This is a genomic window from Blautia sp. Sow4_E7 (assembly GCF_052116245.1).
Taxonomy (GTDB): domain Bacteria; phylum Bacillota; class Clostridia; order Lachnospirales; family Lachnospiraceae; genus Blautia_A.
Genome location: NZ_JBQKLL010000014.1, coordinates 24,388 through 39,343 on the forward strand (window position 1 = coordinate 24,388; position 14,956 = coordinate 39,343).

General features: G+C 45.3%; 15 protein-coding genes and 1 pseudogene. 15 read left to right on the plus strand and 1 reads right to left on the minus strand.

Features of this window, described 5'->3' with window-relative positions:
- Nucleotides 1–40: 40 nt before the first annotated feature.
- The 11 genes from ACTQ50_RS09950 (at nucleotide 41) to sigH (ending at nucleotide 12,284) form a co-directional block, all read left to right on the plus strand.
- Nucleotides 41–1,360 carry an aspartate kinase gene (locus ACTQ50_RS09950; protein WP_441484059.1) on the plus strand — a complete coding sequence of 440 codons (1,320 nt, stop codon included), beginning with the start codon at nucleotides 41–43 and terminating at the stop codon, nucleotides 1,358–1,360.
- A gap of 321 nt (nucleotides 1,361–1,681) precedes the next feature.
- A complete protein-coding gene (locus ACTQ50_RS09955; protein ID WP_441484060.1) occupies nucleotides 1,682–3,025 on the plus strand; it encodes a putative DNA modification/repair radical SAM protein in 1,344 nt (447 codons plus the stop codon).
- On the plus strand, nucleotides 3,022–3,801 hold the full coding sequence (locus tag ACTQ50_RS09960; protein ID WP_441484061.1) for a TIGR03915 family putative DNA repair protein: 780 nt from the start codon (nucleotides 3,022–3,024) through the stop codon (nucleotides 3,799–3,801). Before ACTQ50_RS09955 ends, ACTQ50_RS09960 begins: the two co-directional genes overlap by 4 nt.
- A gap of 63 nt (nucleotides 3,802–3,864) precedes the next feature.
- Nucleotides 3,865–6,225 carry an ATP-dependent DNA helicase gene (locus ACTQ50_RS09965; RefSeq protein ID WP_441484062.1) on the plus strand — a complete coding sequence of 787 codons (2,361 nt, stop codon included), beginning with the start codon at nucleotides 3,865–3,867 and terminating at the stop codon, nucleotides 6,223–6,225.
- 61 nt (nucleotides 6,226–6,286) lie between these two features.
- Nucleotides 6,287–7,789, plus strand: a complete 1,503-nt coding sequence (locus ACTQ50_RS09970; RefSeq protein ID WP_441484063.1) for a serine hydrolase — start codon at nucleotides 6,287–6,289, stop codon at nucleotides 7,787–7,789.
- An 85-nt stretch (nucleotides 7,790–7,874) separates the two neighbouring features.
- Nucleotides 7,875–8,246 (plus strand): RidA family protein, encoded by a 372-nt coding sequence (locus ACTQ50_RS09975; RefSeq protein ID WP_226820429.1) that lies wholly within the window; start codon nucleotides 7,875–7,877, stop codon nucleotides 8,244–8,246.
- A gap of 248 nt (nucleotides 8,247–8,494) precedes the next feature.
- Entirely contained in the window at nucleotides 8,495–8,968 is a 474-nt protein-coding gene (gene ispF, locus ACTQ50_RS09980; protein WP_441484107.1) for a 2-C-methyl-D-erythritol 2,4-cyclodiphosphate synthase, read from the plus strand.
- An 85-nt stretch (nucleotides 8,969–9,053) separates the two neighbouring features.
- A complete protein-coding gene (gene cysS / locus ACTQ50_RS09985; RefSeq protein ID WP_441484064.1) occupies nucleotides 9,054–10,463 on the plus strand; it encodes a cysteine--tRNA ligase in 1,410 nt (469 codons plus the stop codon).
- Complete coding sequence (locus ACTQ50_RS09990) at nucleotides 10,448–10,873, plus strand: Mini-ribonuclease 3 (RefSeq protein WP_441484065.1); 426 nt, start codon at nucleotides 10,448–10,450, stop codon at nucleotides 10,871–10,873. Before cysS ends, ACTQ50_RS09990 begins: the two co-directional genes overlap by 16 nt.
- A gap of 77 nt (nucleotides 10,874–10,950) precedes the next feature.
- The gene (rlmB, locus tag ACTQ50_RS09995; protein ID WP_441484066.1) at nucleotides 10,951–11,682 is read left to right on the plus strand and encodes a 23S rRNA (guanosine(2251)-2'-O)-methyltransferase RlmB; all 732 of its coding nucleotides are present in this window, start codon (nucleotides 10,951–10,953) and stop codon (nucleotides 11,680–11,682) included.
- 14 nt (nucleotides 11,683–11,696) lie between these two features.
- Nucleotides 11,697–12,284: an RNA polymerase sporulation sigma factor SigH gene (gene sigH, locus ACTQ50_RS10000; protein ID WP_441484067.1), complete on the plus strand. Its 588-nt coding sequence runs from the start codon at nucleotides 11,697–11,699 to the stop codon at nucleotides 12,282–12,284.
- On the opposite strand, the gene ACTQ50_RS10005 is transcribed toward sigH, so the two are convergent.
- Nucleotides 12,182–12,403: a DUF6783 domain-containing protein gene (locus tag ACTQ50_RS10005; protein WP_441484108.1), complete on the minus strand. Its 222-nt coding sequence runs from the start codon at nucleotides 12,401–12,403 to the stop codon at nucleotides 12,182–12,184. The two genes, sigH and ACTQ50_RS10005, sit on opposite strands and share 103 nt — an antisense overlap.
- On the opposite strand from ACTQ50_RS10005, the pseudogene ACTQ50_RS10010 reads away from it, so the two are divergent.
- From ACTQ50_RS10010 to ACTQ50_RS10025, 4 genes and pseudogenes are all read left to right on the plus strand, one after another.
- Nucleotides 12,341–12,478 (plus strand): annotated as a pseudogene (locus tag ACTQ50_RS10010) (DUF6783 domain-containing protein); the annotation flags it as partial. The gene ACTQ50_RS10005 and the pseudogene ACTQ50_RS10010 sit on opposite strands and share 63 nt — an antisense overlap.
- Nucleotides 12,479–12,972: 494 nt before the next feature.
- Nucleotides 12,973–13,461, plus strand: a complete 489-nt coding sequence (locus ACTQ50_RS10015) for a hypothetical protein (protein ID WP_441484068.1) — start codon at nucleotides 12,973–12,975, stop codon at nucleotides 13,459–13,461.
- Nucleotides 13,462–13,471: 10 nt separating this feature from the next.
- The gene (locus tag ACTQ50_RS10020) at nucleotides 13,472–14,161 is read left to right on the plus strand and encodes a hypothetical protein (protein WP_441484069.1); all 690 of its coding nucleotides are present in this window, start codon (nucleotides 13,472–13,474) and stop codon (nucleotides 14,159–14,161) included.
- 15 nt (nucleotides 14,162–14,176) lie between these two features.
- Nucleotides 14,177–14,953, plus strand: a complete 777-nt coding sequence (locus ACTQ50_RS10025) for a SipW-dependent-type signal peptide-containing protein (protein ID WP_441484070.1) — start codon at nucleotides 14,177–14,179, stop codon at nucleotides 14,951–14,953.
- Nucleotides 14,954–14,956: the final 3 nt, after the last annotated feature.

A 14,956-nucleotide genomic window follows, 5' to 3' on the forward strand; every position in this document is an offset into this window, starting at 1 on the left:
CATAAAATGGAAGAAAAGTTTTTTGAGGAGCACAAGGATTATGAAAAAAGTAGTAAAGTTTGGAGGAAGCTCCCTTGCGAATGCGGAGCAGTTCGAGAAAGTCGGAGAGATTATCAGAAGTGAGGAGAGCAGACGTTTTGTGGTTCCTTCCGCACCTGGTAAGCGCTTTGACGGGGATACCAAAGTAACAGACCTTCTGTACAGCTGTTATGACGCAGCTGGAAATGATGGAGATTTTGAGAAAATCTTAGAAGAGATCAAATCCCGTTATTATGAGATCATCAAAGGACTTGGCCTTGATTTTTCCATGGAAGAGGATTTCCAGGTGATCAAAGAGAATTTTAAGGCTCAGATCGGCAGAGATTACGCTGCTTCCCGTGGAGAATATCTGAACGGTAAGGTAATGGCTGCTTATCTTGGCTATGAGTTTGTAGATGCAGCGGATGTGATCCGTTTTGACAAAAACGGCAATCTGGATCCGGAGAAGACAGACAAGCTTTTGAACAAGAGACTTTCCAAGTGTGAGAATGCAGTTGTTCCAGGCTTTTATGGTGCTAAGGATGATGGAACGGTTACCACTTTTTCCAGAGGCGGTTCTGATGTGACCGGTTCTCTGGTTGCAAAAGCGATCAAAGCAGATATGTACGAGAACTGGACAGATGTATCCGGTTTCCTTGTAACAGATCCAAGAATCGTCAAGGATCCGGCTGTGATCGAGACCATTACCTACCGTGAGCTTCGTGAGCTTTCCTACATGGGAGCTACTGTTCTTCATGAGGATGCCATTTTCCCGGTAAGAAAAGAGGGAATCCCCATCAATATCCGCAATACCAACCGTCCGGAAGACAAGGGAACCTTCATTGTAGAGAGCACCTGCCGCAAGCCGAAATATACCATCACCGGTATTGCCGGAAAGAAGGGCTTCTGTTCCATCAACATTGAGAAATCCATGATGAACAGCGAGATCGGTTTTGGCAGAAAAGTTCTCCAGGTATTTGAAGACCAAGGAATCAGCTTTGAGCATGTTCCATCTGGTATTGATACCATGACAGTCTATGTTCATCAGGACGAATTTGAGGAGAAAGAGCAACAGGTGATCGCCGGAATCCACCGTCTGGTTCAGCCAGATTTCGTGGAGATGGAATCTGATCTTGCGCTGATCGCAGTTGTAGGCCGTGGAATGAAGTCCACCCGTGGTACTGCTGGAAGGATTTTCTCCGCACTTGCCCATGCCAATGTAAACGTGAAGATGATCGACCAGGGCTCCAGTGAGCTGAATATCATCATCGGCGTGGAGAACCGTGATTTTGAAAATGCTGTGAAAGCAATTTACGATATTTTTGTGCTGACACAGATTTAAAGGCCGGGAGCGTCAAAGATTTTTTGACACCGGGAGTTTATAAAAAGGAAAGAAAGAGCCATAAATCAGAAGTTAGGGGCATTTTTATGCTCCAGACCTGCTTCTGGTTTGTGGCTCTTTTTGTGTGAAAAATTTACCGGGAAAAGATCGGGAAGATTGGGAAAGGAATTACTTTTATGGAAAATTTTTCGTCCCGTTTTATGATATTGACAAAACAGAACACATGTTCTAAAATAAGAGAAAAACAGAACAAATGTTCTTGCTTTCGAAATGGAGAAATCGAGCAAACAGATAATATAAAAAGGGAGCTTTGTGAATGGGATGATAATTCAGGAATCAATGACTTTGAAGCGGAAACTGGAGATTTTATCAGACGCGGCGAAATATGATGTGGCATGTACTTCCAGCGGTGTGGACAGAAAGGGAGACGGCAGCGGCATGGGGAACAGCATTGCCGCCGGGATCTGCCACAGCTTTGCACAGGATGGCAGGTGTATCAGCCTTTTGAAGATCCTTTACACCAATGAGTGCGTATTTGACTGCAAGTACTGTGTGAACCGGGCGTCTAATGATGTGGTGCGTACCAGCTTTACTCCGGAGGAGGTGTGCCATCTGACAATGGAATTTTACAGAAGAAACTATATAGAAGGTCTCTTTTTGAGCTCGGGAGTGAAGGGCAGTCCGGATCGCACCATGGAAGAACTGCTTGGTACAGTGAGGCTGCTCCGCCATAAATATCATTTTCAGGGGTATATTCATTTGAAGGCCATTCCTGGGGCGTCGCCGGAGCTGATCGCCCAGGCTGGATATCTGGCGGACCGTATGAGTGTGAATCTGGAGCTTCCTACTGCAGAAGGGCTTAAGAAGCTGGCACCCCATAAGAGCCGGAAGACCATTCTTGGTCCCATGAAGCAGATCCAGCAGCAGAGAGACCAGAATAAAGAAGAGCTGGTTTTGTACCGCCATGCGCCAAGGTTTGTGCCAGCTGGGCAGAGTACCCAGATGATCATTGGAGCCTTAGGCGAGAGTGATTATCAGATCGTATCTGTAGCAGAATCTCTTTATAAGAAATTTTCCTTGAAAAGAGTATTTTATTCTGCTTTTGTTGCAGTGAATGAAGATAAGGATCTTCCCATGCCCTTGTCTGGTCCGCCCCTTCTTCGGGAGCATCGGCTTTATCAGGCTGACTGGCTGATGCGGTTTTATGGATTTCGGGCCTCAGAGCTTTTGTCTGAGAAGCATCCGGATTTTAATCTGCTTCTGGATCCAAAGGCAGACTGGGCTGTATCCCATCTGGAATTTTTCCCTGTGGAGATCAACCGGGCAGATTATTATGAGCTTCTTCGGGTACCGGGGATTGGTTATACCTCGGCCAGGCGAATTGTAGGAGCACGCAGGACCCACTCCCTGGATTTTCAGGACTTAAAGAGAATGGGAGTGGTTTTAAAGAGGGCTTTGTATTTTATCACCTGCAATGGCAAAATGATGTACAATACCCGGTTGGAGGAGAATTATATTGTCCGCAATCTTCTGGACGAAGAGAAACTTAGGGGAGATAAGACTGCATTCAGGCAGTTGTCTTTATTTGGAGAAGAGATGGGTGCAAAAAGAGTATACCAGGTAAATCCAGCGGCAGATTTCACAGGAAAGGAGCTGATCATATGACCCAGGAGAAAAGAATTTTAGTCTGTGAGGATTCCCTGGAAGGTATTTTTTCGGCTGTTTATGATGGCTGGAAGGAATGTCTGGGAGGAGTGAAGGTGTCGGTGCAGACCAGTTTTCCTACCAATATGGAATTGTTTACCACTTACCGGGAGATTGATACGGACAGAAGCAAGTCGGGCAAGGTCATGCGGACGATCCTGATGAAGCTTGGAAGTGAAGCCTATGAGCAGATCTGCCTGGCAGCTGCAGGCGCAGATCCGGACAGGGGAACTGCGATTTATTATGTACTTCACCGGGCACTGGGCCATGGAAGATGCGAGACAAAAGTTATGGAAGCATTAGCAGATCCCTATGTGAATGAGGTGGTGAAGCTGGCCCTCCGGGTGAAGCGGGAATATCATCACTATTTTGGCTTTATCCGCTTTCGGGAGATCAGCGGAATGTTCCTGCTTGCCCAGATCCAGCCGGAGAATGATATTCTGCCCCTTCTTGCCCCTCATTTTTCCAATCGTTTCCCAAACGAAAACTGGGTGATCTATGATGAAGGCCGACAGAAGGCACTGTGCCACGGAAAGGGGACAGAATGTGTCATAAAAAGAGAGGTGCGGCTTCAGATCCCAAGGAATGCCATGGGGGACCGAGGAGAATATGAAGAGCTTTGGAGGGCGTTTTGTGACAGTGTGTCCATTGAGGCAAGACACAATGAGAAGCTTCAGAAGCAGATGCTGCCGCTCCGTTTCCGGAACAATATGCCGGAGTTTTCCATGAAAGGATAGGCAGGAAACGAGAATTCGTGTTATACTGGAATTATTATAAATTGTAGTGGAAAAGGCGGTAAGATGGAATTGGAGAATCCGGTAACACGAATATCAGTACGAAATCTGGTGGAATTTATCCTGCAGGGCGGAGACCTTGACAGCAGCAGAGGTACCATGGATAAAGAGGCCATGTTAAAGGGCAGCAGGCTGCACAGGAAGCTTCAGAAGCAGATGGGAAGTGCCTACAGGGCCGAGGTTCCCCTGAAACTGGAAACGGATTATGAGGATCTTGGGATACTGCTGGAGGGTCGTGCAGACGGAATTTTTACAGAAGGGGAAGAAGTCTGGATCGATGAGATCAAGGGAATCTATGGCAATGTGGAGCAGCTGGCAGAGCCTGTGAAAGTGCATAAGGCCCAGGCCATGTGTTACGGCTATATTTATGGCAGCCAGGAAGGGCTGGCACAGGTTGGAATCCAGATGACCTACGCCAATCTGGAGACGGAAGTGGTAAAGCGCTTCCGGGAAATGATTTCCATGAAGGAACTGGAGGACTGGTACCAGAAGCTTCTGGACGAATATCATAAATGGCTGAGCTATCAGCTGCGCTGGAAAAAAGAGCGGAACCAGTCGCTTGAAAATCTGGAATTTCCATTTTACTACCGGGAAGGCCAGCGGAAGATGGTCAGCAGTGTATTCCATGCAATTGGAGTAAACCGTCAGATCTTCATTCAGGCCCCTACAGGGGTAGGCAAGACCATGTCCACCATATTTCCAGCAGTTCGTGCAGTGGGAGAGGGCAAAGGGGAGACCATCTTTTATCTTACTGCCAAGACCATCACCAGAACCGTTGCCCAGGAAGCCTTTGAAGTGCTTCGTGAAAAGGGAATGAAGTACAAAGTAGTGACCATAACCGCGAAAGAGAAGCTGTGTTTCATGGATGAGACCAAATGCGATCCTGGTCATTGCCCTTACGCCAGAGGACATTTTGACCGGGTAAATGATGCGGTCTATGAACTGTGGACTACGAAGAGCAGATACGACCGGGAGACGATCCAGGAGCAGGCCCGGAAGTGGCAGGTGTGTCCTTTTGAAATGTGTCTGGATCTGGCTGTGTGGATAGATGCTGTCATTTGTGACTATAATTATGTGTTTGATCCCACCGTACATCTGAAGCGCTTTTTCGGAGAAGGGGCAGGAGGTGATTATATTTTCCTGATCGACGAGGCCCATAACCTGGCAGAGCGGGGAAGGGAGATGTACAGTGCATCCCTGTGCCGGGAGGATGTGCTTCTGGTGCGCAGAGCAATGAAAGAGAGGGCGCCCCGGATTTACCGTTCTCTTGGGAAGCTGAACAACCAGCTGAAGGAATTACAGGAAGAATGTGAGAATTACCGGATCCTGCCAGGAACTGGTTCGATCACCATGACCGCTTTGAAAGTTCAGGGGGAATTTGATACCTTTCTGGAGGAACATAAAGATGTAGAACTGGAAGATGAGGTAAGACAGTTCTATTTTGACATCCGGAATTTTTTGAATATCGCAGAGCTGGTGGATGAGAACTACGTGATCTACGCAGAGAATGGAGAAGATGGACGATTCCGGCTAAAATTGTTTTGTGTAAATCCGGCAGTGAATCTTGGGGAATATTTAAAGAAGGGCCGCAGCGCAGTTTTTTTCTCTGCCACCTTGCTGCCTATGAGTTATTATAGAAAACTGCTCAGCTGTCGGCAGGACGACTATGGCATTTATGTAGAATCCCCCTTTTCCCAGGAGAACCGCTGTATTCTAAGTGCTGGAGATGTAAGCTCCCTGTACAGCCGCAGAGGGTATGAGGAATATCACAAGATTGCAGAATATATTGCCAGGACGGTATGGCAGAAGAAGGGGAATTATATGGTGTTTTTCCCTTCCTACAGAATGCTGGAAGAGGTTTATGCAGTTTATGAGGAATCGTTTTCTGTAAGCTGGGTGAGATGCATCTGTCAGAACAGTTCCATGAAAGAGAAGGAAAGAGAGGAATTTCTGCAGGAATTTGAACAGGATCAGGAGGCTTTGGTGGCTTTTTGTATTATGGGTGGTATTTTTTCAGAGGGAATCGACCTGCTTGGAGAGAAACTGATCGGTGCGATCTTAGTGGGAACCGGGCTGCCCCAGCTGGGCAATGAGAGAGAAATCCTTCGCTCCTTTTATACTGAAAATGGAGAGAATGGCTTTGATTACGCTTATAGGTATCCAGGCATGAATAAGGTATTGCAGGCAGCTGGAAGAGTGATCCGCACCAGAGAGGACCACGGGGTGATCCTGCTTCTGGATGAGCGTTTCCGCCAGAGAGAATACAGCAGCCTTTTCCCGGTAGAATGGAATGACAGGAAGTCATGCACACTGTCAAATGTGGAAGAACAGCTGCAAAAATTTTGGCAAGGCCTTGAGAAAAGGTGAGGAAATCTGGTTGCATACTGAAGGGAAAACAGTTATACTGCCTTTATCAAAGGAGAATAACATGAAAAAAAGTATAAAGACCAGATGGAAATATATAGTAGCCGTATTTGCGGTACTTTTGGGAGCGGGAGCTTCAGGAAGTATAGCAGATCCTGCAATGCTTTTGGGAGGAAGTCTGTCGGTGTATGCGCAGGAGCAGAGTGGCGGAAGCCTTTCTTCTGTAACCGAAGAGGCGAAGATACTGCCAATTCCTGCAAGCAATGGGAAATACCTGCTGAAAAGTGACGGGTTCTATTGCCTGAATGAAGATGGTTCCGGGGATTGTACACCAGCCATTCATTATTTTGATCACTTTTCGGTAGATGGAACTGTATTCAACGGTTATTATTATCATGATGAGACTGGAAAATTTAAAGCTGGTGAAGCCAGACTGGTGACGGTTTCGGAGGATATCCTTCCGAAAACAGATGATGGAAATACAGAATCCGGATGGAGTGCCGGAATCTATGTGGTAAACAATCTGGGAAGGCTGTCTGGAACCGGCAGGATATGTAACCTGGAAGAGCAGGTTGAAACGGTGAAATTAAGTGGATATTACTATGTGGATGAAAACGGCCGCGTCTGTCAGGAGGGTGGCATTCATTATATCCAGGAAATGAAAATTGGCAAAAAGACCTTTTCTGGATATTATTATTTTGATGAGCAGACGGGAGTTCTATCCGGGGAAGGAACGACTCCGGAAGGGCTGACGGTAAAGAAAAGTGGCCGCATTCAGGAACTGACCAGCCCTGGAATCAAAAATCTGAAAAAAGCCCTGGAAGCTTTCACTGATGATCTGGAAGGAGACTGGAGCGTATATGTAAAAGACCTGGGAAGCGGCAAACAGTTTTCCATTAACGATCATGCTATGTCTTCCGCAAGTCTGATCAAGGCTTTTACAATGGCGGCCAGCTATGAGAATATGGAGGATATCCGGATAAATGAAGGGACTCTTTTGAAGGCGGATCCGGCAAGCGATGCGGTCAGCAATCAATTGTACCGTGTGATGGAGAACATGGTAACTTACAGCGATAATGAATCCTTCAATGAAATGGTACGGCTGCAGACGGCTTCCAACCAGTTTAACGCAGGAGCCAGATCCATAAACCGGTACCTTCGGGGGCAGGGCTATAAAGAGACTGCGGTCCTTCATACCCTTGCGCCTTCCGCTACAGATCCGGTGGGGCTTGGCAGCAGCAATACCACTTCAGTGGAGGACTGCGGCAGGCTGCTGGAGAAGATTTACCGCAGGGAATGTGTGAGCCAGGAGGCTTCCGAACAGATGCTGTCCCTGCTTCTGAACCAGGACACAAGGACGAAGATCCCTGGAGGGTTGAAAGAGGCCATCCAGGTTGCCAATAAAACAGGCGAAAATGACAAGAGCCAGCATGATATTGCGATTGTATATGGGGACAGAACCGATTATATTTTATGTGTCATGTCAGAAGATGCGGGAAAAGAGGAAGAGGCTGTTTCTCATATTCAGACGCTCTCGGCGTTGGTCTATTATTATTTGAACTGGTGAAACATACAAAAATATTGCTTGACACTAACAATTTTTTGCGATAGCATGAAGATAACAAAAGAGATCACGAAAGGAGATTTACATCATGAAAGTAGTTTATACAGATAAGGCACCGGCAGCAATCGGACCGTACTCACAGGCAATGATCTTAAATGGAGTATTATTTACATCCGGACAGATTCCGGTAGACCCTGCCACAGGCGAGATCAGCGGAGATACTATCGAGACTCAGGCTGAGCAGGTTATGAAGAACCTTGGCGAAGTACTGAAAGAAGCTGGCAGCAGCTTTGAGAAAGCAGTTAAGACTACCTGCTTCCTTGCAGATATGGGTGACTTTGCGAAGTTTAACGAAGTTTATGCGAAATATTTCGTAAACAAACCAGCACGTTCCTGCGTAGCTGTTAAGACTCTTCCAAAGAATGTTCTTTGCGAGGTTGAGGTAATCGCAGAAGTTTAATTTACGCGAACAAATCAGGCCTTCCGGTTATTCCGGAGGGCCTTTCTTTAATTAGGATCGTTATGAAGCGCTTTCTGACAGGAGAGTGACGGTTTCGCGGCGATAGAATTACCTGTGATATTCAACTTCAAGTGGATTGCTTTTTATGGCAAAATCATGTATAATACCCAACGATAGCATGGGGATTTTTTGCTTTGTTCAGGAATCCCCTTCAAAAAGAAAGGCAGGGACAAAATTTGGAAAATCTTATGAGAGTTGGAATGGGATATGACGTACACAGACTGACTGAGAACAGAGACCTGATTCTTGGCGGTGTGAAGATTCCCTGGGAAAAAGGTTTGCTGGGACATTCAGACGCAGATGTACTGATTCATGCGATCATGGATGCTCTTTTGGGAGCAGCAGCTCTCGGAGATATTGGACAGCATTTTCCAGATACGGATCCGGCATACGAGGGAATTTCCAGCGTAAAACTGCTGGAGCATGTAGCCGCTCTTCTGGAGGAAAAAGGATATGGAGTAGGAAATATTGACGCTGTGATCATAGCACAGAAGCCAAAGATGGCACCCCATATTCCCCAGATGAAGGAGAACATTGCCGCAGCGCTGCACATGGAACCGGATTGTCTGAACATCAAGGCTACCACAGAAGAGAAGCTTGGATTTACCGGAAGAGAAGAAGGAATCGCTTCCCAGGCAGTCTGCCTTTTATACAAGAAATAATGTGGCGATTCAGCATTTTTACAGCATATGCTGAATGGCTGCGTTATAAGTTTTACTGAAATTAAGGACCGGAGGGAGAAATACCATGAAGATTTTTAATACGCTTACCCGTCAGAAAGAGGAATTTGTACCCCTTGAAGAGGGAAAGGTAAAAATGTATGTCTGCGGACCAACTGTATACAATCTGATCCACATTGGAAATGCTCGTCCAATGATCATTTTTGACACAGTTCGCCGTTACCTGGAATATAAAGGATACGAAGTAAACTATGTATCCAACTTTACAGACGTAGATGACAAAATTATCAAAAAGGCAATTGAAGAGGGCGTTTCCGCAGAGGAAGTTTCCCAGCGTTATATTGAAGAATGCAAAAAGGATATGGCAGGCATGAATGTAAAGCCTGCGACCACGCATCCTCAGGCAACACAGGAAATTGACGGCATGATCAGCATGATCCAGACTCTTATGGACAAGGGATATGCTTATGCAGCTTCCGATGGAACTGTTTATTTCCGCGTGAAAAAATTTAAGGAATATGGCAAGCTTTCCCACAAAAATCTGGACGATCTGCAGTCCGGCTTCCGTGCACTTCAGGTTTCCGGTGAGGATCAGAAGGAAGATCCGCTGGATTTCGTACTCTGGAAACCGAAGAAAGAAGGAGAGCCATATTGGACCTCACCATGGTGCGATGGCCGTCCAGGATGGCACATTGAGTGTTCTGTAATGTCCAAGAAATACCTTGGAGATGAGATCGACATTCATGCCGGCGGCGAGGATCTTATTTTCCCACATCATGAGAATGAGATCGCTCAGAGTGAATGCTGCAATGACAAGATTTTTGCAAGATACTGGATGCACAATGCATTTTTGAACATTGACAACCGTAAAATGTCCAAATCCCTTGGAAACTTCCGTACTGTCCGTGAGATCAGTGAGCAGTATGATCTGCAGGTGCTTCGTTTCTTCATGCTGAACGCACATTACAGAAGTCCGCTGAATTTCAGTGCAGATCTTATGGAATCCTCCAAGAATGCCCTGGAGAGAATCACAGAGGCAGCAGGCCGTCTGAACGACCGTAAGGAGAATGCAGCAGCTGCCCAGCTGACAGAGGCAGAGCAGAAACTTCTTACAGAAGCGAAAGGCTATGTGGAGAAATTCGAAGAGGCAATGGAAGATGATTTCAATACAGCTGACGCACTTGCAGCTGTCTTTGAGCTGGTTAAATTTGCAAACACAAATGTAACAGAAGAGAGCAGCTCTGCTTTTGCAGCAGGACTTCTTGAAATCCTTGTGAAGCTGTGTGACGTACTTGGACTTGTGGCTCTGAAGAAGGATGAGATCCTGGATAAAGAAATCGAAGATCTGATCGCGGAACGCCAGGAAGCAAGAAAGTCTAGGAATTTTGCAAGAGCAGATGAGATCCGTGACGAACTTCTTGCGAAAGGAATCATTCTTAAGGATACACGTGAAGGAGTAAAATGGAAACGGGCTTAAACGAATTAAAAGAACTGTTTGGGTTAAAAGACCGGGATCTGCGGACTTATTCTCCGCTGACACTGGCTTATATCGGAGATGGCGTTTATGAGCTGGTGATCCGGACCATCCTTGTAAAAAAAGGCAATTGTCCGGTGAACCAGCTGCATAAAAAAGCCAGCAGTCTGGTGAAAGCAGGGGCACAGTCCAGGATGATGGAAGTTCTGGAGCCGGTTCTTACAGAAGAAGAGCTTGCTGTTTACAAAAGGGGAAGAAATGCACATTCCCCTACAATGGCCAAGCACGCTACAATGGCAGATTACCGGAGAGCCACAGGTTTTGAGGCACTGATGGGGTATTTGTACCTGAAGGAAGATTATTCCCGGATTGTGGAGCTTGTGAGAAAAGGAATCCCGGAAGAAAACTTATAAAATAGCAGAAACTGTTTTGGACAGGCTTTGGCCGGCAAACAGTGATAGTACAGAAGCAATCAAACAGGAGGCTGTAAATGAGCGAGCAGATTGAAGGAAGGAATGCGGTTTTAGAGGCATTCCGCTCAGGAAAATGTGTGGACAAGCTTTTTGTTCTGGACAGATGTCAGGACGGACCAGTGCGCACCATTATCCGTGAGGCAAGAAAGAAAGACACTATTATAAATTTTGTACAGAAAGAGCGGCTGGATCAGTTAAGCGAGACAGGCGCGCACCAGGGCGTGATCGCGCAGGTGGCTGCTTATGAATATTCCACAGTAGAGGATATTTTAAATAAGGCAAAAGAAAAAGGAGAACCACCTTTTATATTCCTTCTTGATGATATTGAGGATCCTCATAATCTGGGAGCTATCATCCGTACTGCAAACCTTGCAGGTGCCCACGGTGTGATCATTCCCAAAAGACATGCGGTAGGATTAACCTCCACCGTTGCCAAAACCTCTGCCGGAGCTCTGAATTACACACCTGTTGCCAAGGTATCTAATCTGGGACAGACCATTGAAGAGCTGAAAAAAGAAGGCATGTGGTTTGTATGCGCAGATATGGGCGGCGAACTGATGTACAACCTGAACCTTACCGGACCTATGGGGGTTGTGATCGGAAACGAAGGAGAGGGCGTCAGCCGTCTTGTAAAAGAAAAATGTGACTTCGTAGCTGCAATTCCAATGAAAGGTGACATTGATTCCCTGAATGCGTCTGTTGCAGCAGGAATTCTTGCCTATGAGGTAGTCCGCCAGAGAATGAAATAAGATCCGGAGGAATTATGGGAAAGTTCGATGAAATAAGCGATGAAGAACTGATTGCCCGTCTGCGGCATGGAGAAACTGCTATCGAAGACTATCTGATGGAGAAATACAAAGGCCTGGTGCGCCAAAAAGCCCGGGCCATGTTTCTCATTGGCGGAGATACGGATGATCTGATCCAGGAGGGAATGATCGGACTGTTTAAGGCAGTGCGGGATTTTCAACTGGAGAAAGAGGCATCCTTTGCCACCTTTGCCCGAATGTGTATCGACCGTCAAATTTACAGTGCCATCCAAAACTCCAATCGTCAGAAACACCAGCCTTTAAATTCCTATGTGTCTTTAAACCAGGAGGATGAGAACAGTCCGATCTGGGAACTGAGTGTGGAAAATCCAGAAGCCATTATCATTGACCAGGAAAATACACAGGATCTGAGAAAAAAAATTTCAGATTATCTCAGCCCAATGGAGAATAAGGTGCTGGATTTATACCTGAAGGGAAAGGGCTATGTGGAAATTGCAGGGATTTTAAACAAATCCCCTAAGTCCATAGATAATGCATTGCAGAGGATCCGGGCAAAGATCCGTGAAGTACTAGAGCGTGTTTGAAAGATCATTCCCGCAATCTGTACACCCCGCTTTGGGGTATATTTCACCCGAATTCGGTTGTCGTAGCCCGCTACGACGCCCTCATCCGGGCAAAATCTCCCACAAATTGTGACGCACATCTTGCAGAAAGCCTTTTTCAAACACGCTCCAGGCCGGGCTTAAAATTATTTTGTTATCTGTATGTTACAGGTTAATACAGGAGATTGCTGCTGTTTCGGCAGTTTACGGGGACGAAGATTTAAAATTTATTTTTCTTTAAGATTTCCTGTATTGACTTTTTGAAAAAATATGATATTATATCAATTAATCAATGCGTCGGAAACGGCGTGTCAATCTAATCTATTATTTGTATATGTTAATTCAGTTATAAAAATCCATTTAATTACTATTTAATTATCACTATAATGTTAAAATTGTAAAAAATTGAAATAATCTTTTTTATATTTCTCAATTCCATAAATCACATTATTTTAATCATTCTATTTTTCAAAATCATTTCGATCAGAAATTCACTAATGTTTTATTCAAGAATTTGTAAGTTTTAAAGGAGGTGATTCCATTGTGCTGAGTATGTTTGCAGGCACTGGTCCTAAAACAGTAGCCTTTTGCAGCTATGTCTGCTGAAATTTAAGAAGAAAGGAGGCAGCAGGGAGGAACCTGCTGTGTCAGGTCCATGAGAAAAAAATGGATGATATTTGCACTTGTATGCTGTCTCACTGTGGGAATAACCGGCTCTATGGCATATGCCTACCTGATTGACCGAAAGGAAAGGGTAAATCAGATAAAAGCAGTAGAAAACAGTACCCACATTGAAGAAGAATTTGACCCTCCGCAGGATCCGCAGCCAGGACAGGTTATTAAGAAAAAGCCCTGCATCGTCAATGATTCTTCCATTCCGGTGTATATCAGGGTAAAAGTTACATTTAGCAGTGGAGAAGCACAGGCACAATGTGAGCCGCTGCTTATAAACAGCAATTGGAAAACAGGAAAAGATGAATATTACTATTATCAGAAAAAATTACTTCCAGGAGAAAGAACAGAAACGGTTTTTGATAATATTGTTATAAATAATACAGTAAAAAAAGAAGAAATGGTACCTTTTGATATTCTGGTGTATGAAGAGTCTGTACAGGCAGAAGGGTTTTCTTCACCGGAAGATGCCTTTGGGGAAATGTAAGGAGGTTCTTATGAAAAAAAAGAAAGGAATCGCCCTTGTGCTATCAGTCCTTTGCTTAAGCGCAGGTGCAGCCGGCACATTGGCGTATATGAATGATAGTGGGCAGATTGCCAATCAGCTGGTGTTTGCCGGAGAAAAAGGACTGGATGCGGTACTTACAGAGCCATCCTGGAAGGCAGAAAGCGCGCTTCTCACAGTTCCTGGAAGTGTAATTTCCAAGGATCCTCAGATCACAAACACATCGGAACTGGATATGAATGAGTTGGTGGCTTTGAAATGTCAATTTGTTTATTCTGAGAACTGTCCGGATAAAAGTAAAAGGGGAACACTTTTAAGTCCCCGGGATATGGAAAAAGCAGTTCAGGTCTATGCCATTGATTATGACAGTGATGACAGGACAAAGGGAAACTGGATCCGTTTTGCCGGGCAGACGAAAAGCGATGCCGTACAGTGTTTTTACTATTCAGAGGTCCTGAAAAGAAATATAGCAGGAAGAAAAGAAACCACCATCCCTTTGTTTACAAAGGTGCAGGTTGATAAAAGTGTAAATAACCGGAAACAGGAGTGGATCCGCGAAATCGGCGGAGTAGATATTAAAATTTCGGGACAGGTTCTCCAGCAGATGGCAGGAGAAGAGTATTTTGGACTGGACAATCCGAAAAATGCCTATGAAGCGGGACTGTTTGATTTTGAAGCATAGAAAGGAAAAGCAAGAATGAGAATCAGCAGAGGGAAAAGAAATATTTTGTTTGCAGGAGCAATTTCATGTGCCATGTTATTTGGAATTGGAAATACAATGGCATATTTTACTGAGAACGCAGTACAGACTAACGTGTTTACAACAGGAGATCTGGACATTGGGCTGAAAGAGCCTGGCTGGGATCCGGAAGACAACGATGGAAAGAACATGTATCCGGGATACACCGTATATAAGAATCCTACCGTGAAAAATATCACCTCGGACAAAAATGGGGACGAGCCCTGTTATGTACGGATGACAGTGGATATTCTCAACAGCCAGGGAAGCCCTGTTACAGACAATCAGACCCTCAATCTTATTTACAAAACTATTTATTTCGATAAAACATTTAACGGAAGTTATGATAAGAAAGAAGGCTATGGAACCGGACTTGTCCAGGATCGTATCCCGGGCTACAGTCTTGCACAGCTGGCGTCCTATCCTATGGTAAATCCTTTATGGGGAAAGGACACTTCACGATCCACTGCATCCAGTCTTGTTTTTAACTATATGGGAGAAAAGGGAGACGGAATTTTGAACATTGGGGAAGAGTCTACCTTGTTTACGAATGTTGTAATTCCGACAGACTGGAACCAGACACAGATGCAGAAGGTGGGCAACTACCAGCTGAAGGTAACGGCTCAGGCAATTCAGAGCAAAGGCTTCGCATCCCAGTCTGAGGCGTACCGCATGCTGGATGAAGAAATCAAAGGAGGAACCCTGCAGGAAGTAGATCGTGACAGCCAGAACTAATCA

Bases quoted from the DNA above. Each gene is read 5' to 3' on its own strand.
- ACTQ50_RS09950 (WP_441484059.1), top strand. From the start codon at position 41: ATGAAAAAAGTAGTAAAGTTTGGAGGAAGCTCCCTTGCGAATGCGGAG.
- ACTQ50_RS09955 (WP_441484060.1), top strand. From the start codon at position 1,682: ATGATAATTCAGGAATCAATGACTTTGAAGCGGAAACTGGAGATTTTA.
- ACTQ50_RS09960 (WP_441484061.1), top strand. From the start codon at position 3,022: ATGACCCAGGAGAAAAGAATTTTAGTCTGTGAGGATTCCCTGGAAGGT.
- ACTQ50_RS09965 (WP_441484062.1), top strand. From the start codon at position 3,865: ATGGAATTGGAGAATCCGGTAACACGAATATCAGTACGAAATCTGGTG.
- ACTQ50_RS09970 (WP_441484063.1), top strand. From the start codon at position 6,287: ATGAAAAAAAGTATAAAGACCAGATGGAAATATATAGTAGCCGTATTT.
- ACTQ50_RS09975 (WP_226820429.1), top strand. From the start codon at position 7,875: ATGAAAGTAGTTTATACAGATAAGGCACCGGCAGCAATCGGACCGTAC.
- ispF (WP_441484107.1), top strand. From the start codon at position 8,495: ATGAGAGTTGGAATGGGATATGACGTACACAGACTGACTGAGAACAGA.
- cysS (WP_441484064.1), top strand. From the start codon at position 9,054: ATGAAGATTTTTAATACGCTTACCCGTCAGAAAGAGGAATTTGTACCC.
- ACTQ50_RS09990 (WP_441484065.1), top strand. From the start codon at position 10,448: ATGGAAACGGGCTTAAACGAATTAAAAGAACTGTTTGGGTTAAAAGAC.
- rlmB (WP_441484066.1), top strand. From the start codon at position 10,951: ATGAGCGAGCAGATTGAAGGAAGGAATGCGGTTTTAGAGGCATTCCGC.
- sigH (WP_441484067.1), top strand. From the start codon at position 11,697: ATGGGAAAGTTCGATGAAATAAGCGATGAAGAACTGATTGCCCGTCTG.
- ACTQ50_RS10005 (WP_441484108.1), bottom strand. From the start codon at position 12,403: ATGTGCGTCACAATTTGTGGGAGATTTTGCCCGGATGAGGGCGTCGTA.
- ACTQ50_RS10015 (WP_441484068.1), top strand. From the start codon at position 12,973: ATGATATTTGCACTTGTATGCTGTCTCACTGTGGGAATAACCGGCTCT.
- ACTQ50_RS10020 (WP_441484069.1), top strand. From the start codon at position 13,472: ATGAAAAAAAAGAAAGGAATCGCCCTTGTGCTATCAGTCCTTTGCTTA.
- ACTQ50_RS10025 (WP_441484070.1), top strand. From the start codon at position 14,177: ATGAGAATCAGCAGAGGGAAAAGAAATATTTTGTTTGCAGGAGCAATT.